General features: G+C 69.5%; 17 protein-coding genes. 7 read left to right on the plus strand and 10 right to left on the minus strand.

Going from position 1 to position 19,335, the window contains the following annotated elements:
* Nucleotides 1-14: 14 nt before the first annotated feature.
* The 3 genes from QHF83_RS07550 to QHF83_RS07560 are packed head-to-tail and all read right to left on the minus strand — an operon-like array spanning nucleotide 15 to nucleotide 3,774.
* On the minus strand, nucleotides 15-1,649 hold the full coding sequence (locus tag QHF83_RS07550) for a serine/threonine-protein kinase (protein ID WP_282417078.1): 1,635 nt from the start codon (nucleotides 1,647-1,649) through the stop codon (nucleotides 15-17).
* Complete coding sequence (locus QHF83_RS07555; protein WP_282417079.1) at nucleotides 1,646-2,536, minus strand: SUMF1/EgtB/PvdO family nonheme iron enzyme; 891 nt, start codon at nucleotides 2,534-2,536, stop codon at nucleotides 1,646-1,648. Before QHF83_RS07555 ends, QHF83_RS07550 begins: the two co-directional genes overlap by 4 nt.
* A gap of 56 nt (nucleotides 2,537-2,592) precedes the next feature.
* A complete protein-coding gene (locus QHF83_RS07560) occupies nucleotides 2,593-3,774 on the minus strand; it encodes a cytochrome P450 (protein WP_282417080.1) in 1,182 nt (393 codons plus the stop codon).
* A gap of 172 nt (nucleotides 3,775-3,946) precedes the next feature.
* Between QHF83_RS07560 and QHF83_RS07565 the strand changes: the two genes are divergently transcribed.
* The 5 genes from QHF83_RS07565 (at nucleotide 3,947) to QHF83_RS07585 (ending at nucleotide 10,148) form a co-directional block, all read left to right on the plus strand.
* Complete coding sequence (locus QHF83_RS07565; RefSeq protein ID WP_282417081.1) at nucleotides 3,947-4,411, plus strand: Tudor-knot domain-containing protein; 465 nt, start codon at nucleotides 3,947-3,949, stop codon at nucleotides 4,409-4,411.
* A gap of 15 nt (nucleotides 4,412-4,426) precedes the next feature.
* A complete protein-coding gene (locus tag QHF83_RS07570) occupies nucleotides 4,427-5,593 on the plus strand; it encodes an acyltransferase (protein WP_282417082.1) in 1,167 nt (388 codons plus the stop codon).
* 124 nt (nucleotides 5,594-5,717) lie between these two features.
* Nucleotides 5,718-7,802: an elongation factor G gene (fusA, locus tag QHF83_RS07575; RefSeq protein ID WP_282417083.1), complete on the plus strand. Its 2,085-nt coding sequence runs from the start codon at nucleotides 5,718-5,720 to the stop codon at nucleotides 7,800-7,802.
* An 8-nt stretch (nucleotides 7,803-7,810) separates the two neighbouring features.
* A complete protein-coding gene (locus QHF83_RS07580) occupies nucleotides 7,811-9,127 on the plus strand; it encodes a hypothetical protein (RefSeq protein WP_282417084.1) in 1,317 nt (438 codons plus the stop codon).
* Between the two features lie 91 nt (nucleotides 9,128-9,218).
* On the plus strand, nucleotides 9,219-10,148 hold the full coding sequence (locus tag QHF83_RS07585; protein ID WP_282417085.1) for a cation diffusion facilitator family transporter: 930 nt from the start codon (nucleotides 9,219-9,221) through the stop codon (nucleotides 10,146-10,148).
* Between the two features lie 144 nt (nucleotides 10,149-10,292).
* Here the strand turns inward: QHF83_RS07585 and QHF83_RS07590 are convergent, their stop codons facing one another.
* On the minus strand, nucleotides 10,293-10,721 hold the full coding sequence (locus QHF83_RS07590) for a hypothetical protein (RefSeq protein WP_272418188.1): 429 nt from the start codon (nucleotides 10,719-10,721) through the stop codon (nucleotides 10,293-10,295).
* Between the two features lie 321 nt (nucleotides 10,722-11,042).
* Between QHF83_RS07590 and QHF83_RS07595 the strand changes: the two genes are divergently transcribed.
* Both QHF83_RS07595 and QHF83_RS07600 read left to right on the plus strand, forming a co-directional pair.
* Entirely contained in the window at nucleotides 11,043-11,792 is a 750-nt protein-coding gene (locus QHF83_RS07595) for a hypothetical protein (RefSeq protein ID WP_282417086.1), read from the plus strand.
* Between the two features lie 104 nt (nucleotides 11,793-11,896).
* Nucleotides 11,897-12,166: a hypothetical protein gene (locus QHF83_RS07600; protein ID WP_282417087.1), complete on the plus strand. Its 270-nt coding sequence runs from the start codon at nucleotides 11,897-11,899 to the stop codon at nucleotides 12,164-12,166.
* A 4-nt stretch (nucleotides 12,167-12,170) separates the two neighbouring features.
* Here QHF83_RS07600 and QHF83_RS07605 read toward each other — a convergent pair whose 3' ends face one another.
* The 6 genes from QHF83_RS07605 to QHF83_RS07630 are packed head-to-tail and all read right to left on the minus strand — an operon-like array spanning nucleotide 12,171 to nucleotide 19,323.
* Nucleotides 12,171-12,785, minus strand: coding sequence for a hypothetical protein (locus QHF83_RS07605; protein ID WP_282417088.1), 615 nt, complete (start codon nucleotides 12,783-12,785; stop codon nucleotides 12,171-12,173).
* A gap of 1 nt (nucleotide 12,786) precedes the next feature.
* Nucleotides 12,787-13,809: a site-2 protease family protein gene (locus QHF83_RS07610; protein ID WP_282417089.1), complete on the minus strand. Its 1,023-nt coding sequence runs from the start codon at nucleotides 13,807-13,809 to the stop codon at nucleotides 12,787-12,789.
* A 32-nt stretch (nucleotides 13,810-13,841) separates the two neighbouring features.
* A complete protein-coding gene (locus QHF83_RS07615) occupies nucleotides 13,842-14,501 on the minus strand; it encodes a molybdenum cofactor guanylyltransferase (RefSeq protein ID WP_282417090.1) in 660 nt (219 codons plus the stop codon).
* Nucleotides 14,498-16,474, minus strand: coding sequence for a molybdopterin biosynthesis protein (locus QHF83_RS07620; RefSeq protein WP_348980429.1), 1,977 nt, complete (start codon nucleotides 16,472-16,474; stop codon nucleotides 14,498-14,500). Before QHF83_RS07620 ends, QHF83_RS07615 begins: the two co-directional genes overlap by 4 nt.
* Nucleotides 16,434-17,687, minus strand: coding sequence for a gephyrin-like molybdotransferase Glp (gene glp / locus QHF83_RS07625; protein WP_282417092.1), 1,254 nt, complete (start codon nucleotides 17,685-17,687; stop codon nucleotides 16,434-16,436). The genes QHF83_RS07620 and glp overlap by 41 nt, the downstream gene beginning before the upstream one ends.
* A gap of 7 nt (nucleotides 17,688-17,694) precedes the next feature.
* The gene (locus QHF83_RS07630) at nucleotides 17,695-19,323 is read right to left on the minus strand and encodes an NADH-ubiquinone oxidoreductase-F iron-sulfur binding region domain-containing protein (protein ID WP_282417093.1); all 1,629 of its coding nucleotides are present in this window, start codon (nucleotides 19,321-19,323) and stop codon (nucleotides 17,695-17,697) included.
* Between the last annotated feature and the right edge of the window lie 12 nt (nucleotides 19,324-19,335).

Genomic DNA, 19,335 nt, shown 5'->3' on the forward strand with positions numbered 1-19,335 from the left:
TCGCGCCTCCCGGATCAGGGCCGGCCGAGCACGCTTTCAATGGGCGTGAGCGGCGCGGTTGCGAGGTTCTTGCAGCCCGTGACGCGTTTGCCGGCGAGCGTGTAGCTCGCCGCCGGCGGCTGCGTCTGCACCATCGAGACGCGCAGCTTCCCGCCGTCGAGCCGCGCTTCGAGGGGTTTGCCCCCGATCTCGGTGTACGGGACGATGCAGGTCGAGCGGGCGAGCGCGACGTCGTATTCGTTCCCCGCCGGCGGGTTCGGCCGCAGCCGATCCTCCACGCCGAAGACGTCCGTTTTTCCTGGCAAAGCGCGGAGCACGAAGCGGGCCTCGCCCTCCTCGTATCCTTGGAGCGCAAACGGTTTGGCGTCGCGGATCCGCATTTCGAGCCGGTCGCCGACGAGGACCGCGTCGTATTCGCGGCCGCTCTCGCTCCGCCAGCGTCCGGCGAGCGCAAGCAGGGGGTTTTTCGCCTCCACGCTCGGCGCTGCGCTGGCGTGCGCGCTCGCGCTCGCGCTGTGCTCCACCGCAGGCGGGCCCTTGGCGTCGGCGTGTCGCTCGTCCTTCGGCGCGCCGAACAAGCCGAGCGAATAGGAGATGCCGAGCCCGGCGAGGGCCGCGATCCCCACGGTGAGCGCCACGGCGAGCCCACGCTTCGAGGTCGGTTCGTTCCCGGGTGCCGTGACCACCGAAGCCTCCGCGGTCTGCGGGACACCCGGTGGCGCCGTGACGTTCGCGTAGAGCGGCGCCGCCGGCGCGGTGAGGTGGAGCGGCGCGGCGGGCGCGGTGCGGCCGGACAACCCCTGGCCCTGCGTGTCGAGCGCCGCGAGGATCTCCTCGCACGAGCCGAACCGATCCTCGCGACGTTTTTCGGCGCAGCGCTCGGCGACGGCCTCGAGCCACGCGGGCACGTCCGGCCGCCGCGCGCGGATCTTCGGCAGCGGCTCCCTCACATGCGACGTCATGATCATGTAATGGCTCTCGCCGTCGAACGGGACCTGCCCGACGAGCAGCTCGTACAGCACGATGCCGAGCGAATAGACGTCGACCCGTTTGTCGAGGTCCTTCTTGCCGGTGCATTGCTCGGGCGACATGTAGAGCACCGAGCCGATGACGCCCTCGGTGTTCCCCTTGCCCTTCTGCGCGTCGCTCTCCTCCTTGGCGATGCCGAAATCCGTGACCTTGACGATGCCGTCCTTGCCGCGGATGAGCACGTTCGCGGGCTTCAGATCGCGGTGGATGATGCCCTCGGCGTGGGCCGCGGCGACGCCCTGCACGATGGGGCGGAAGAGCGCGAGCGCCTGGGCGACGGAGAGCGGCGCGGCCGGTTTCGCATGGCGCGCGATGCGATCTTCGAGTGTCTCGCCCTCGATGAACTGCATGACGAGGCAGAGCCCGTCCTCGTCGGAGACGACGGCATTGAGGCGGACCACGTTCGGGTGGTCGATCCGGGCGAGCGCGCGGCCTTCGGCGAGGATGCGGTCCCGGAAATCCTTGCGATGCGCGTATTCGGCGCGAATGGCCTTCACGACGACGGGCACCTCGGTGTGCACGTCGCGCGCGAGCCAGACGACGCCCATGCCGCCCTCCCCGAGAGGTTTTTCGAGGGCGTACTTCCTATCGATGATCGAGCCGGGGGCGAGTTCTTTCATGGAACATCCACACAGCAACGGAATCCGGTGGTCGCGTTCGTCGTGCTGCGCGCCGAGCCACCGGCCGTCGGGCAATCGAGATCCGAGGCGATGCTTTCGTATCCGCCGCCGCGACGGCGACACGTGTCGTTTTCTCCGAACGACCCGTCGCAGGCGTCCTCCCACTCCCAGACGTTGCCGCTCATGTCGAAGAGCCCCGGCAAACCGCCCTCGCAGGTGGCCTGTGTCGCGACCTTCACGGCGTTGCCGACCATTCGATCCTGGCCATTGCACGCGGCCGGGTCGTACGAGCCGCCGTACGGGTAGATGAACGTCTCGGAGCGGCTACAAGCGTTGTACCACTGGCTCACCGCGGCGCTGTTGATCTCGGAATACGGGACCGGTCCACCGCCGATCTTCCCGCAGAGCCGTTTTTCGTACCATTTGCAGAAGGCGTAGGCGTCGCACCAGTCGACGAAGGCGACGGGGCGGTCGTCCGCGGGCGGCATCATTCCAGACGCAGGCACGTAGCTCGCGTTGAAGGCGCATTCGGGCGTCTGGTTTGCTTCATTCGCCTCGGTCGACGAGAGCCAGGTCGCGTACTGGCTGTTCGTGACCTCGGTGCTGTCGATGCAATAATTTCCGGACGCGGACGCCACGGGCACCATCGTCGGCGTGTTCGGCACCTGGGGGCAGACGATCGTGCCGCCGCTCCCGCCCCCGCCGCCGATTCCGCCGGCGCCGCCGCTCCCGCCCGGGCCGCCGCTGCCGTCGCCGCCCTCGCCGCCCGCCCCGCCGGTCGTGGTGAGGTTCGGCGCGCACGCCACGACGAGGGCCCCGAGGCCAAGCCCGAGGGCTCGCGCGCCCCAAGCCCTCGCCGCTTCGAAACAACGTTCGCCGGACCTCACGACGCGGCCGAGGGTAGCGCAGAACGAAGCCCGATCCCACCCGACGTGAGCCGCGCTCAGAGCGGCTCGAACCGGATGCGGCAGCTCGTGGCGCCCCGGACCACGATCGAGGAATTCCACGTGGGCTCCTGGGTCACGTGGATCGCCCCCACCCGAGGCAGGAGCTCTTCGAGCGCGATGCGAGCCTCGGCGCGGGCGAGCGGGGCGCCGAGGCAGAAATGGACGCCGTGCCCGAACGACACGTTCGGCTTCCGATCCCGGTCGATGTCGAATCGCTCGGCGTCCTCGAATCGCGTCTCGTCGCGGTTGGCCGAGGCGATCAGCGCGCAGACCACGGACCCCGCGGGCAAGGCGACGCCCCCGACCTCGGCGTCCCGCATGACGGCGCGCAGCGTCCCGTGCACCGACGGCTCGGTGCGCAGCGTCTCCTCCACGAAGGGGACGATCGACGAAGGATCGCGGCGCAAGCGGTCGAGCAGGTCGGGGCGCGCGGCCAGGAGCCGCAGCGCATTCGTGAGGAGGTGCGTCGTCGTCTCGAAGCCGGCGACGAACAGGACGAACATGAAGCTCATGAGCTCCGCGTCGTCGAGGCGGCGCCCGTCGAGCTGGGCGTCGAGCAGATCACTCGCGAGGTCGTCGCGCCGCGCGCGCTTGCGATCCTCGAAGACCGCCTCGATGTACCGGGTGAGCTCCTCGATGGTCGCGACGATGCGCGGGCGCGACGCTTCGGGGGTCGCGGGGCTGATGGCCACGAGGTCCTCCGACCAGGTGCGAAACACGTCGGCGCGCACGTCGTCCATGCCGAGCAGGTTGGCGATGACCTTCGCGGGCAAGGTCGTGGAGAGCTCCTCGCAGATGTCGACCTCGATGCCACGGCTCGCGCGCGCGGCGAACTCGGCGGCGGCCGCGCGCGCGAGCGGCTCGACGCGCGGCAGGACACGTGAGGAGAACGCGTGGCTGACGAGCGAGCGGATCGGTGTGTGTCGCGGCGGGTCGAGCAGGGCCATCGAGTCGGTGATCGGGTTGCGCTCGACCCAGGGCTGCACGGTCGCCGCGCGGAGGCCCTGCGACGAGAAGACGGAGGGGTTCTTCAGGACGGACACGACGTCGTCGTACCGGCTGACCGCCCATACCTCGCCCGGGTCGACGACCGAGACCGGCGCCGCGCGGCGGAGCTCGGCGTAGTACGGATACGGGTTCGCGCGGACCTGGGGATCGAGGAGATTCAAGCGTGCCATCGGCGACCTCGGGATGTGTGGTGCGCCTCCCTTGGAGGGGGCGTTATCGCAGTCAGAGACTGTATAATGCCGGCGTACCCCGGCGAAGCACGGGACCACGCGCTTGCAAGCCCTCCTCCTCGGGAGTATCTACGCCGTCGGAGACGTCTCTCGGACGCTCGGACTCCGCGTCATGGCTTTCGTTCGGTCCTCGGTGCTCTCCCTCGCGCTTCTGGCCGCCCTCTCGTCGGGCTGCAAGAAGCGTTTCGACGTGGGGGACCAGGTCCTCGTCGAGTGGGAGAACAACAACTACCCGGCGGTCATCCTCGAGACCCAGGGGCCGACGAAGTTCAAGGTCCACTACCAGGGCTACGACGCGATCTGGGACGAGGTCGTGCCGCGGGATCGCGTGAAGGGGCTCGTCGAGGGGACGGTCGTTCACCCCGAGCCACCGCAGAAGGTGCGCGCGAAGGCGCTCGCCGCGGCCCAGACGAACATCTACAAGATCGGCGATCGCGTGCGCGTCGAGTGGCACGGCACGATGTACCCCGCCGTGATCGTCGGCATCGTGGGGCAGGAGCGTTACCGCATCCACTTCGAGGGATACGGCGACGAGTGGGACGACACCGTGGGCCTCGCCCGCATCCAGCCTCGCTAGCGCGGGTTTGCCCGCATGCCCCTTGCCCTCGAAAGGCCGGCGCCGAGCGCGGGCCCGTCCCTGCCGCAGCTCGACGCGCTGCGCGGCGTGGCGATCCTCGCCGTCTTCGTTCAGCACCTCGGCGATCGATTCCTCCCGCTCGTGCGCGGCGCGGTGGAGGCGCGCGCGCCGGCGCCGCTCGTGCCGTGGATCCTGACGGTGCTCCACCACGCGTGGTGGGGCGTCGATCTCTTCTTCGTCCTCTCGGGCTTCTCGCTCGGGCTCTCGTGGATCCGTTCCGGAGGACAAACCCCGCGCGACTTCTTGCTCCGGCGCGCGGCGCGCATCCTGCCCGCGTACTGGGTCGCGCTCGTGGTGACGCTCGCCTTCCATCGCGGCGTGATCGGCGCGCCCTCGTTCGCCGCCTCGCTCGCCGCGCATCTGTTGGTGCTCCAAGGATATGTGTCGCCGGGCGGGATCGTGATCATCGGGGCGACGTGGTCGCTCACCACGGAGGCGTGTTTTTATCTGGTCTTTCCGTGGCTCGCGCCCCTCGTCCTCGAGGAGGGCCGGCGCGCGCTCTGGATCGGCGCGGGGATCGTGATCGCGAGCTGGCTCGTGCGGATGCTGCTCCACGCGATCGTGCTCGAACCGGGGATCCACACGGGGCTGCTCGAGGCGACGCAGCGGCGGTGGATCCCGAGTCGGCTCGATCAGTTCGTGCTCGGCGCGCTCGCGGCGCGGGCGTTCGTCACTCTTGCACGATCCGAGCGCGCGGCCGCGTGCGCGCCTTATGCACTCGCCGCGTGCGTGCCCGCGCTCGTGATCGCGTTCCGGCTCGAGGGGCTTCATTACCTCGAACCGGGCGGCGGCGCGCCGTATGCGCTGCTCTCGCTCGTGACGGCGGCGCTCGTCCTTTCGGCGGTCCTCTGCCGCGGCCGCGCGCTCGCGATCGTCGCGCCGCGCCCGCTCGCGTTCGTCGGAATCGTGAGTTACGGGGTGTTTCTCTATCATCAGCTCGCGCTCGGGCTCTCGGACCTCGAGCCCGCGGCGCCGCCAACCTGGAAGAACCTCGCGCGGACCGCGTCGTTCGCGCTGGTCGCCTCGCTGATCGTGGGCTACGCCTCGTGGGTGCTCGTCGAGCGCCCTTCCATGCGGTGGGCGAGCCAGAAAAGAAGGGAATCTCGTCCCTCACCGGCGTGACGAGAACGTGTCAGCAGGCACGCCAGTCCACTTTCCTCTGGCGTGACCGCCGGCTAACGATTATAGCGCGCCGCGTTTTTTGCCGAGAGCCGCCCTCCCCCGGTAGGCGGCAGGAGTCCTCTTCGTGATCAGCGATCTGTCCAGGCTCAGGAACATAGGAATCAGCGCCCACATCGACTCGGGGAAGACCACGCTGACCGAGCGCATCCTCTTCTACACGAAGAGGATCCACGCCATTCACGACGTGAAGGGCAAGGACGGCGTCGGCGCGAAGATGGACTCGATGGACCTCGAGCGCGAGCGTGGCATCACCATCCAGTCCGCGGCGACGCACTGCACCTGGGGCAACACCCAGATCAACATCATCGACACGCCCGGCCACGTCGACTTCACCATCGAGGTCGAGCGTTCGCTCCGCGTGCTCGACGGCGCGATCCTCGTGCTCTGCTCGGTCGCGGGCGTGCAGTCGCAGTCGCTCACGGTCGATCGCCAGATGCGCCGCTACGGCGTTCCGCGCATCGCGTTCGTCAACAAGTGTGACCGCGCCGGCGCGAACCCGCTCCGCGCGCGCGACCAGCTCCGCGAGAAGCTCAACCTGAACCCGGTGCTCTTGCAGCTCCCGATCGGCCTCGAGGACAAGTTCGAGGGCGTCGTCGACCTGATCAAGATGAAGGCGTTCCGGTTCGAGGGCGCGAACGGCGAGAAGATCCTCGAGTCCGACATCCCGGCCGGCATGCAGGCCGAGGCGCAGAAGTGCCGCGAGGAGATGCTCGACGCGCTGAGCATGTTCTCCGACGAGCTCACCGAGGCGATGCTCGAGGAGAAGGTCACCGAGGACCTCATCAACAAGGCGATCCGCTCGGCCACGATCAAACTCCAGATCGTGCCCGTGATGATGGGCTCGGCCTACAAGAACAAGGCCGTGCAGCTCCTGCTCAACGGCGTGACGACGTTCCTGCCCTGCCCGACGGACGTGACGAACCACGCCGTCGACCTGGAGAAGGACGAGGCGAAGATCGAGCTCGCGAGCGACTCGGACAAACCGCTCGTCATGCTCGCGTTCAAGCTCGAGGACGGTCGCTTCGGCCAGCTCTCGTACTTGCGCGTCTACCAGGGCACGATCTCGAAGGGCAAGGAGATCACGAACACGCGCACGGGCAAGCGCCACAAGGTCGGCCGCCTCGTCCGCATGCACGCCGACGAGATGGAGGACATCGAGAACGCGGGTGCCGGCGACATCGTCGCGATGTTCGGCGTCGACTGCAACTCGGGTGACACGTTCACCGATGGCACGCTCAGCGTGGCCATGACGAGCATGCACGTGCCCGACTCGGTCATCTCGTTGACCGTGACGCCGAAGGACAACAAGGCGCAGGTCAACATGTCGAAGGCGCTGAAGCGCTTCACGAAGGAGGACCCGACCTTCCGCGTGGGCAGCGATCCCGAGACGAACGAGACGGTCATCCACGGCATGGGCGAGCTGCACCTCGACGTGTACATCGAGCGCATGAAGCGCGAGTACGGGGCCGAGGTGGTGACGAGCCCGCCGCGCGTCGCGTACCGCGAGACGATCACGCGCAGGACCGAGTTCAACTACACGCACAAGAAGCAGACCGGCGGCTCGGGTCAGTACGGCAAGGTCGCGGGCTTCATGGAGCCCTGCGACGAGGCGTACGAGTTCGTCGACGACATCACGGGCGGCTCGATCCCGAAGGAGTTCATCCCCTCCTGCGACAAGGGCTTCCGCTCGATGCTCGTGAAGGGCCTCGTCATGCAGGCCCCCGTGACGGGCGTGCGCGTGACGATCAACGACGGCGCGGCCCACGCGGTCGACTCCTCGGACATCGCGTTCCAGGAGGCAGCGCGCGGCGCGTGGCGCGAGGCCTACCCGAAGGCGGGTCCGCAGATCCTCGAGCCGCTCATGAAGGTGGCCGCCGAGAGCCCGAGCGAGTTCCAGGGCGGCGTCGTCGGCATCCTGATGCAGCGCCGCGGCATCATCATCGGGACGACGGAGTCGGACGGCTTCTGCCGCGTCGAGGCAGAGGTCCCCCTCGCCGAGATGTTCGGGTTCTCGACCGTTCTTCGCTCCGCGACGCAGGGCAAGGCAGAGTTTACCATGGAGTTCTCCCGGTACGCTCCGGTCCCCGGCGCGATCGCCGAGGAGCTCATCAAGAAGCACAAAGAAGAGCAGGCGAAGAAGGGGAAGTGAGGGCACCGATGTACCGCAAAGAGGTCAACGAGCGGAGCCCCATGCGGGTCTTCGAGAAGTCGATGCACGGCGGCCTGGGCCGCGGGAACGTGGGCGTCGTGCTCTCGCGCGCGGGCGTCGGCAAGACGGCGCTGCTCGTGCAGATCGCGCTGGACGATCTGCTGCGTGACCGGCGCGTGCTGCACATCTCGACGGAGCACGCCGTCGATCACGTGCGCGCTTACTACGACGAGCTGTTCCACGACATCGCCACGTACACGAAGCTCGCCGAGCCCGAGTCCGTGCGTCTGGATCTGGAGCGTCACCGGCTGATCTTCTCGCTCCTCGGTCACGCGAACACGACCGAGGGCGCGTCGTCGTCGATGAAGAAGCTCATCGACACGGTGGCGTTCGCCCGCGAGATCGCGCACTTCACGCCGGACGTGATCATCGTCGACGGCTTCGACTGCGCGCACGCGACCGAGGCGATGATCGACACGCTGATCACGCTCGCGCGGGATCACTCGGCCGAGCTCTGGCTCTCGACGACGACGAAGGCCGGCGAGGCCAAGGCGGGCTCGGCGCCCGCGCCGGTCGATCGGTTCTTCGACAAACTCGGCGTCGTGGTCTTCCTCGACCCCGAGAAGGACGTCGTGCGCCTGCGCCTCTTGAAGGACCACGACAGCAAGGAGATCGCCGATCTCTCGCTCCGCCTCGAGCCGCACACGATGCGGATCATCGACGCGGACATCCCGCCGGCCTCCGAGCGCCCGCGCGACGCCAAGCGCTTCCGCCTGTACTCGGGCGGCGCGAAGGGCGCGGAGGCGGCGTTCGGCGCGTGTGCGGAGCGCTGGGGCCTGACGGAGACGAACTACAGCTTCGAGGGTCACACGCTGCGCGAGCGCACGCGCGGCGTGCAGGTGCTGAGCGAGGCGGACCTGCGCCGCGGCGACTTCAGCCTTGTCTACGTGTCGAAGCGCCTCGGCCGCGTGCTCAGCGAGATCCCGCTGGTGCGCAACGTGCTGCAGACGATCTGGTACCAGATCAACGCGGCGCGCGAGGTCTTCGTCGTGGGCCAGATCCAGGACGACGGCACCGTGCGCGGCGGCACGGGCTGGGGCGCGGAGCTCGCGCGGCTCTGGAAGAAGCCGCTCTACGTCTTCGATCAGCAGAAGCGGACCTGGTTCCGCTGGAGCGGGTCGGCGTGGGAGATGGCGACGCTGCCGATGATCAAGAGCGAGGCCTTCGCCGGCATCGGTACGCAGAACCTGACCGACGACGGCAAGCAGGCGATCGAGGAGCTCTTCCAGCGGTCGTTCGGCGACCCGCCGTCGAAGCGCGACTGACGTCGATTCGCGGTGAGTGGAAACCCCAGTACGGCCTGGCCGTGCTGGGGTTTTCGTTTTTGGGGCGGCCGCTCGTGATACAAGGGCTCCCGTGTCGTCGTCGGAAGACCATTCGACCTCCCATATCGTCCAGTCGTTGCTCGCCAACCTCGCCATCGCGGCGGGCAAGGGCGTGGTCGCGTTCCTGACGGGCTCGGGCGCGCTGCTCGCCGAGACGCTGCACTCGGCGGCGGACTGCGGCAACCAGCTGCTGCTCCTGCTCGGCGTGAACCGGGCGCGCAAGAAGCCGGACGCGTCGCATCCGCTCGGCTACGGGCGTTCGCTCTACTTCTGGTCGTTCCTCGTCGCGCTGCTCCTGTTCTCGGGCGGCGGCGTGTTCTCGATCTACGAGGGGATCCACAAGCTCGGCCATCCCGAGCCCGTGGAGAAGGTGCACCTCGGCCTCGGGATCCTCGGGTTTTCCCTGCTGATCGAGGGCGGCGCGACGCTCTCGAACATCCGCGAGATGAACAAGCGCCGCGGGCAGAAGCCGTTCTTCCAGTACCTCAAGGACACGAAGGACTCGGACCTCGTCGTCGTCTTCGGCGAGAACGCGGCGGCCTCGCTTGGCTTGATCCTCGCGTCGCTCGCGCTGACGGCGGCGTGGCTCACGCACGATCCGAAGTGGGACGCGATCGGGAGCATCGCGATCGGGGTCGTGCTCGTGGCCGTGGCGGTCTTCCTCGCGGTGGAGATCATGTCGCTCCTGATCGGCGAGTCGGCTGATCCGGAGGTCGAGGTGGCGGTGCGGCAGGTGGTCGCGGCGCACCCGAAGATCGACCGCGTGCTGCACGTGATCACGGTGCAGCAAGGTCCCGGCGAGGTGCTCGTCTGCGTGAAGGTGAGTTTTTACGATGGCGTGACCACGAACGAGGTCTGCGCGGCGATCAACGAGTTCGAGGCGTCGCTGCGCCACCGGCGGTCCGACGTGCGCTGGTGCTTCGTCGAGCCGGACATTCCCCGCACCGCCCAGGTCGCCTGAGCGGCCCTTTGCATCGACCGCACCGCGGTCGATGCACCAGCGGTCCAGGGCTACGCCCTGGTCCGGGTCCAGGGGCGGACAGCCCCTGGTCGGGCCCGGGGTGAAACCCCGGCGAGACGCTGCGGCGGCAGCACCCTCCTAAAATCAGGCGTACTTTTCGATGACCTTCGAGAGGCGGGGGATGGCCTCCTCGACGTGCTTCTTGGCCGTGCCGCGCAGGGATTCGTAGGTCGAACGGACGAGCGCGTTTTTCGCGTTCTTCGATTTCGCGTCGGTCACGGAGAGCAGGGCGTCTGCGACGCGCCCTCGGTTGTCCTGGAAGAATTTGACGGGATTGCCCGCGGAGACTCCTTCGGCCCAGATCGGGTCCACCTTCGTGGCCATCTCGGGCAGGAGCGACTCGATGACGTGCGGAATGAAGCCGGGCTTGATGCCCTTGATCGCCTTGTAACCCGCCTTGAGCGGCAACGCGGCGAGCCCCTTCGACGCGACCTCTTCGTCGATCAGCGTGGCGCAGTCGGAGATGATCCGGCCCTTCTTGTCCTTGTCCGCGAGCGCATCGGAAAGTCCCATTCTTTTTCCTCCCATTCGGTCAAGCGCGGCCTTCCTAGCACATGCACCGCGTCATGCGCGAGTTTCACGCCCCGCGCGAAACGCGCGCGTCCGCCCCGAGCAAGCGCCTTTCGTCGTCGCCCGCGCTGAGCCCGCCGCGTCGAATGCACATGCGCGCTCGCCTTAAGTTGGTAATATGATGCACTAGCTAAGCATACTGCTTGGATTCGGGGGGGGGATCCAATGAGTTCGAGCTGCAGCGTCTGTGGGGGGACCCGGGAGGGCGAACGCCCGGGGACGGATGGGACGATCTGTCCCCGGTGCGTGTCGGAGGTGTTTGCCGTGCGTTTTCTGGGCCGAACGGACATCTCGGACGACGATCCGACATGCGTCTGGGCGCCCGGCGGCGGCCGCGAGGGGCCGCGGAGCGGGCGGGATCGGATTGATGACTTGCACGAGCTCGCGGACCGGTCGCGTTCGTCGAGGCTGCCACCACCGCCGCCCGACTTCGGCGAGGTGTCGATGAGCGTCCGCGCGGCGATCCGCGGCGTCGACCTCTTCCCGGCGCGCGCGGCGGCTCCACCGCCGGCCCCGGCGAGCAGCGACGCCCCGCGCGAGCGAGAGCCGACCTCGTCGCGTCCGCGGCCGATCACGTTCGACCGGGTGCTCCTGGCGGTGGCCGTGGGCGGGTCGCTCGTGATGGGGTACAAGGTCGGCGAAGAGCGGTCGGCGCGCTCGGGGCGTTCGTCGCCGTCGGCGCCGGAGCTCGCGGGCAAGGTGATGCCGGACGCGACGGAGCGCACGCATCGGATCGCCACGAATTTTCGGGTGGGAATGACACCGCCGCGCGCGGAGGAGCCAGTGAAGGCGCTCCCCGACCCGAAGCCCGCGGCGATGCCCGCGCCGAGCTGGCAGAGCCACGTGCCCCGGGCGAATCGGAATGCGGCGCCCGTCGCGAAGGCGGCCGCGCCTGCGCCCGCGGCGGAGCCTGCGCCCGCGGCGGAGGCCGAGAAAGAGCCGACGCCGTCGGTGCCTCCGCCTGCGATGTCGCTCGTGGAGGCGATGGCGCAGGCCGTCAAAGCGAAGCCTTGAAGCTCGCGTGCCCTTTTCGCGACGCGGCCGCGAGCGAAAAGGGCACGAGTAGCATCTCTTGATACGTACTTAGAGCTGTCACGTCTTACCTTCGAGAGAACGACATGCGCTTTCTTGCACCTCGCATTCGCCGCCGTCCATTCATTGCTCGCCACGATCGGAGGCCCGTCCCGGCCGATCCTTGGTCTTTCACGACGAACGAATACATGGAGAGCGTGACGTTCGTCGAGTTCGTCCTGGCCGATCTCGAGGACGACGAGGAGTGTCACGCGTCCGATTCCGCCGCGGACGCGCATGCAATGGGCGCGCGCGTGGCCCGGGCGCGGCGCATGGGGCGGCCGCGTGCGGGCCTCCGCCGGCGCGCGGCGGGGTGACGCGTCAGCGCGGGCAGTCCACGTCGGGATTCTTGCGGTCGGAGGGCGCGCCGGAGTCCTCGAGCCCGAGGACGCCCACGAGGAGGCCGAGGGTCCCGATGGACTCCTCCAGCGCCGGCAAACGATCGAGGTGCCCTTGCAGGCCGATGGTGACGTAGGTGAGCGAGCGGCACAAAACGAGGGCCTTCGGATCGTAGGTCTTGCGCACGGGGATCCCGGCCGCGAGCATTCCGTACAGGCCGACGTTTCCGTACGTGGTGCCTTCGAGGGTCTGCAATCCGAGGGAGAGGCCGGCGGTCCCGAGGATCGCCAGTTTCGCGTCCGTCGAGCCCACGAAAATCCCCGGCCGCATTCCGAGGCCGACCCCGAGCGGCGATCCACGCAGGTAGGCCCCCGTCGCGAGGCCCCACCGCCGCGCGGTCTCGGGGAGCGGCCTGCGGTTGGCGAAGTCGTCCGCGGGCTGCATGTCCACGTACATGTTCGCGTTTGCCTCGACGCCGCCCACGGGCGTGCCGTCGCGCGACGCCACCGTCGGCCCGAGTTGCGTGTGCCCGAGGACATTACAACCCGTGACGAGGAGCGCGAGCGCGAAGAGCGGGGCAGGGGAGGCGAAGCTCATTTCAATACTTCGCCCAGGGCGTCGGCATGAAGAGCAGGACGAAAACGACGAGCGAGAGGACCGCGATGCCCCGGCGCATGGGCGAGAGCTCGCCGGGCTCGGTCGGGGGATGATCCTTGCCGCCGAGCCGGCCGAGCAGGTGGACCAGGACGAACCACACGAGCCACGAGATCGAATTGCCGACCGCGTCGGAGGCGCCCTCGCCGGCCCGGAGCGCCGGGGGCAGGAAGCGGGCGAGGTTCAAGAGGAACATGCCGAGCATCGTCACGTGGACGATCCGGGCATATCGATTCTGCTTTTCGCCGAAGAGGGCGTACGCGATGTGCCCGCCGTCGAGCTGGCCGACGGGGACGAGGTTCAGCATGGTGACGAAGAGCCCGACCCAGCCGGCGAACGCGGGGCCATTGAGGAAGACGTCGTGCCCCGGGGGAATCGTGCCGAGGGCGATGCGCTTCAGGGCGAAATAGAGGAGGCATTGCCCCTCCTGGATGCCCTCCTCGGGAATGGGCAGGACGGGCGAGGTGCGCAGGCCATAGAGGATCACCGGAATGGCGACGACGAGCCCGGCGAGCGGACCGGCCGCGCCGATGTCGAGCAAGGCATTGCGGCTCTTGATGCGGCCGCTCATGCCGATGACCGCGCCCATCGTGCCGAACGGGCTCAGGAGGGGCAGGGGAATGAAAAAGGGCAGCGAGGCGGGGACTTTGTGGAGGCGCGCCGCGAAGTAATGGCCGAGCTCGTGCGTCAGCAGGATGGCCATGAGCGGAACGGTATAAGTCCACGCGCGAAGCACGCCGCGGAGCTGCTCGGCGAACGGCGCGCCTTCGGGGACGAGGCCGTTCGAGAGGGCAAAGGTGACGAGCGTCGAGACGATGGTCAGGACGAGGAGGAGCAGGTTCTTCTGCCACCGGAGCGGGCCCGCGGCGGGCGCGGCGTCGGCATAGGGATCGGGCAGAGGCGCCTCGGCGGCCTTTGCGTCGGCCGCGGGGGGAAGGTCGGTCGTCTCGGCTTGGTCCCTTTGCATCGGGCGTAGCGTGGCCGGCATCCGGCCTCCGCTCAAGCCGGATCGCTCGGCCGCGGCAGGCCCGCGACGTCGAGCGCCGCGCGCCAGTCCTCGGGCGTGTTGAGGTTTCGCAAAGCGAGGATTTCGTCGCCCGAAAGGGAGAGGTCGGGCGCCAGGCAGAGCCGGTCTTCGGGGACGACGAGGGTGCGCACGCGCTCGAACAGGAAAAACGGGCGGAGGCGATCTTCGGCGAGGAGGTGGTCGATCTCGGATTTCACCGAGACGCCGTACACCGACGCGAGCGGGTGGTAATGGCCGCCGGCGCGAGGGACGACGACGTCGTGCGTGGAGCCGCGGAGATCCCAGAGAAAACGTACGAGCGCGGGATCCACGAAAGGCGCGTCGGTGGAGGAGACGAACGCAGCGTCCGCTTTGTCGTCGAGCGCCGCGAGGCCGACGGCGATGCCCTGGAGAGGTCCGCGGCCCTCGACGGGGTCTTCGGCGATGGTGATGTCGGGCGGGAGAGGTGGGAGCGCTTGGCCGGGAGCGCGGACGACGACGAGGGGCGCGACGACCTCGGCGAGGCGACGCACGACGCGCTGGAGAAGGACCTCGTCGCCGAAGGGGAGCCATGCCTTGGGGCGGCCCATGCGGCTGCTGCGGCCGCCCGCGAGGACGACGGCGCCGAGGCCGGAGATCACGCCTCCGCTCATGCGAGGAGCCCTCGGTCGCGGAGCGCGGCGCGCGCCGGTTCGGACGCGAGCTCGGCGAGGAAGGCGCGCACGGCGGGACGGGCGAGGCGGTTTTGGGGGACGACGAAGTCGAAGCGCTCCTCGCCGAGCGGGAGGAAGCCGAGGCCACGATCCCGCGCGACGATGTCGATCGCGATGCCGAAATCGGCGCGGCCTTGCGCGACGGCCGCGGCGACGGCGCGGTGGGACGAGGCCTCGACGGAGTGGCCGGCGGGGCGCGCGTCGCCGAGGAGGCGATCGTAGAGCGCGCGGGTGCCGCTGCCGCGGTTTCGGTTGATCATCACGATGCCCTCGGCGCGCGCGGCTTCGTGGACGGCGTCCTCGGCGCGCTTGCCCTCGAAGCGCGGATCGCCGGGGCGGAAGACGACACCTTGCATGCGGCCGTAGCCGCGGACGAGCTCGATGCCGGGGCCGAGCAAGGGCTCGTTGTAGGTGCCGGTGTTCGGGTCGTAGAGGTGCACGCCGGCGAGGTCGCATTCGCCGCGGCGCACGGCCGCGAGGCCGGCTTCGCTGCCGACGGCGATGAGCTTGCTCGTCGTGCCACGCGCGGCGAGGCGGCCGAGCAAGACGTCGAGGCCGACGCAGTGGCTGCCGATGACGACGAGATCGACCTGCCGCGGACGGGATCCGGCGATGGGGTGGATCACGACGGTGTCGCCGGCGTCGAGCATCTCGACGTGCTCGTCGACGATGAAGAAGCCGTCCGCTTGCGAGAACGTGGTGACGGAGCCCGAGCCCTTGCCGATGGGATACGCGACGCGCTCGCCGTGCTCGTCCGGGACGAGGCGCACGAGCACGTACTCCGTGCGGCCGTGCTCGCTCGTGACGCGGAACGGGAGGCGCGCCGTGACCGTGTCGTCCGCGCGTTCGGAGAGGCCCGCGAAGGCGCGCAGGACGGGCGCGACGAACTCGTGGAACGTGAAGATCGCCGAGGTCGGAAAGCCAGGGAGCACGACGACGGGTTTGCCGCGGGAGACCGCGAGGCAGAGGGGTTTTCCGGGCTTGAGCGCGACGCCGTGCACGACGATGCCGGGCGGTTCGAGGGCCTCGGCGAGGACACGCGCGTTGAGGTCGCCAGGGCCTTTCGAGGTGCCGCCCGAGAGGAGCACGACGTGCGCTTCGGCGAGGCAGCGCTTCAGGGCCTCGCGGACGGAGGTCTCGTCGTCGGGCACGATGCCCGCGAGGATCGGCTCGCCGCCGGCCTCGCGGACGGCGTCGGCGAGGATGCGGGCGTTCGAGTCGTAGACGGAGCCCGGCGGCAGAGGTCGACCCGGCGGGACGATCTCGTCGCCCGTCGAGAGGATCGCCACGCGCGGGCGCGCGAGCACGGCGACACGGTCGAGGCCGATCGCCGCGAGGACGCCCGTCTCCCGCGAGGTGAGCTCCTCCTTGGCGCGGAGCACGACCTCGCCCTGCGCGACGTCGGTGCCCGCGTAGGTGATCGAGCGGCCGGGGATCGTGGCCTTCGTGATCAGCACGTCGTCGCCGTCGAGGAGCGTGTGCTCGACCATGACGATCGCATCGGCGCCGCGCGGCACGGCGCCGCCCGTGGGGATCGCGAGGGCCGTGCCCGGCTCGACGGTGCCCTCGGGGATGCGGCCCATCGCGACGACCGAGGGCAAGCGCCGGAGCCGCCGCGGCTCGTGTTCGCTCGCGCCGAAGGTGTCGGCCGCGCGCACCGCGTATCCATCGACGTTCGAGCGATCGAAGCCGGGCACGTCGACCGGGCTCGCGACGTCCTCGGCGAGCAAGCGCCCGAGCGCCGCGTCGAGCGGGACGACCTCGACGCCGATCGCGCCGATCTCACCGATCGCCGCGCGGAAGCGCCGCTCGGCTTCGTCCCGGTCCACGACGTTGAGGAACTGCGCTTGCTTCACGACGCCCCCCCCGAGGTCAATCGTACAGGAAGACCTCGACCTCCTCGCCCTCGTCATGGCCCTCGCTGCCGGCCGGGACGAGCACGACGCCGTCCGCGCGGGTCGTGGAGGAGAGGATCGACGCGCCGCTCGTCATGATCGGCGTCACGAGCGCGCCGTCGTACTTCACGCGGACATAATCCACGCGGCCGAGCTCGGAGACGATCTTCGCGACGAGCCGGCCCTTTCCACGCGGGTGAGGCCACGCGCGAGGCAGGCCGCCGAGCGCGCGGATCGTTGGACCTGCAAAGAACTCGTACGCGCACAAACAAGAGACCGGGTTGCCCGGCAGCAGGAAAACGGGGCGCGGGCGACCCTGGCCGGGGACGAAGCCGAAGCCGGCCGGACTCGACGGGCGCATCGCCACGCCGTGCACCGTGACCTCGCCGATCTCGGCGAGCGCGAGCGGCGCGTGATCCTCGGGGCCCACGGACGAGCCGCCGGAGACGAGCACGACGTCCTCGTCGCCTCCGGCGATCGCCTCGCGCACGAGCTCGTACCGATCGACCGCGCGCACGGTGGGCGAGAGCGCGCCGCCGTCCCGCGCGACGAGCGCCGCGAGCACCACGCTGTTCGAGTCCACGATGCACGATCCCTCGGGCATGCTGCCCGGCGCGAGCAGCTCGTCCCCCGTGATCACGACCCGCACGCGCGGCCTGCGCACGACCGGCACGAGGCCCGCGCCGACGCTCGCCAGGAGCCCCACGTCCTGCGGCCGGAGCTTGCGGCCTCGCCGCGCCACGATCGTCCCGGCCGGCACGTCCTCGCCGATCAGGCCGACGTGCTTGCCGGGCGACACGGGCTCCGCGACGGAGACGATCGTCTGATCCTCCCGCGTGATCTCCTCGGCGCGCTCGGCCATGAGGACCGCGTCCGCGCCCTCGGGCACCGGCGCGCCCGTCGTGATGCGCACGGCCTCGCCGCGACGGAGCGCGCCTGCGAACGGCCTTCCCGGCCTCGCCTCGCCGATCAGCACGAGCGACGCGGGCGCGTACGTGCTCGCCCCGAACGTCGACTCCCCGACGACGGCCCATCCATCCATCGCGGCGCGGCGGAAGTGCGGCACGCTCGCGGCGGCGGCCACGTCTTCCGCGAGCACACGCCCGGCTGCCTCCGTGACGCGCACGCGCTCGGCTTCGAGCTCGCCCGTGCGCGACACGAGCGTCGCGATCGCCTCGTCGACGCTCGCGCGCTTCCGGAAGCCGCGCATGCGCACGTCTCGCACGCCCATGATTCGATCAATCCTCCGGGAAGCGCGCGCGCACGTCGTCCTCGAAGGCGCGCAGGACGGAGAGGAACGGCGCGATCGCGACCTGGCCGAGGCCGCAGATCGAGGTATCGGCGAGCGTCTCGGCGAGCTCGGACAGCACTGCGAGGTGGCGCTTCTTCCCGCGCCCGAGCACGGCTTCTTCGAGGATCGCGACGGCCTTCTCCGTGCCCACGCGGCACGGCACGCACTTGCCGCAGGACTCGTTGCGGAAGAAGGCCACGACGTTCGTGACGAGATCCACGATGTCCGCGCCTTCGCACACCACGAGCACCGCGCCCGAGCCGAGCATCGAGCCCCGCTTCTGGAGCGCGTCGAAGTCGAGCGGCGCATCGACGGCATCCGCGCGCAAAAAATTCGACGAAGCGCCGCCAGGCGCGATCGCGAGGATGGGCCTTCCGTCCTTCGTGCCGCCGGCCCTCGCGATGAGCTCGCCGATCGTCGTGCCCATGGGCACCTGATAGACGCCTGGCTCTGCCACGTCGCCCGAGAGCGCGATGAACTTGAGCCCACCCGAGCCCCGCACGCCGCGCGCCTTCCACGCCTCGGCGCCCTCTTTCACGATGAGCGGGACGTACGAGAGCGTCTCGACGTTGTTGATCAGCGTGGGCCGACCGAAGAGCCCCTTCTGACCGGGGAACGGCGGCTTGTTCCGCGGCTCGCCGCGGTTGTCTTCGAGGCACTCGAGCAGCGCCGTCTCCTCGCCGAGGATGTATCCGCCCGGCGAGACGGCGATCCGCACGTCGAAGGGCAAGCCCGGTCCGAGCGCGTCGGGGCCGAGCGCGCCGCGCTGCCGCGCTTTCTCGATCGCGCGAGCGAGGTTCTTTCGCTCGGGACCGTACTCGTGGCGGATGAACACGATCCCTTCGGAGGCCCCGACGACGAGCGCCGCGATGGCCATGCCCTCGATCACGAGGTGCGGCAGCTCGTCGAGGATCACGCGGTCCTTGAACGTGCCGGGCTCGCTCTCGTCCGCGTTGCACACGACGTACTTCGGGCGCGCCGTCTCCTTGCGGACGAGCTTCCACTTGAGCCCCGTGGGGAACCCCGCGCCGCCCATGCCGCGCAGCCCGCTCGTCTCGAGCGTCGCCTGGACGCGGTCGCCCGCGAGCGCATCTCCGCGGAGAGAAGCGAGCACGCCGTAGCGGGATGCTTCGTCCTCGTACGGATCACTCGCCCAGCGGCGCGGCGGGGAGGGCGCTCGTTCAGGCCGCGGCTCGTCGGCCCAGCGGACGGCGATGGCGAAGTCGTCGAGGTCTCCCGCGTATACCGGTCGCTCGTTGAGCGCGGCGGCCGGCGCTCGATCACATCGGCCGAGGCAGCTCACCTCGCGCACCTCCACCGAGGGATCGCCGCTGACCGCCTGCCTCGCCCGCGCGAGAAAATCCCGTCCACCTGCGAGCCTGCACGTCACGTCGCGGCAGAGCGCGACCTCCACGCGCGGCGGGGGTTTTCGGCGGAAGTGCGGGTAAAACGAGACGAGCCCTTCGATCCGGTAAAGCGGAACGCCGAGCTTCTGCGCGAGCGCGGCGAGGCGCGCGTCGTCGAGCCAGCCGTGCTCGTGCTGTAGGTCGGTTAGCGCGTCGATGATGGCGCCCACGTGCGCCCCCCT

Source organism: Polyangium sp. 15x6 (genome assembly GCF_029960785.1).
In the GTDB taxonomy this organism is placed as follows: Bacteria; Myxococcota_A; Polyangia; order Polyangiales; family Polyangiaceae; genus Polyangium.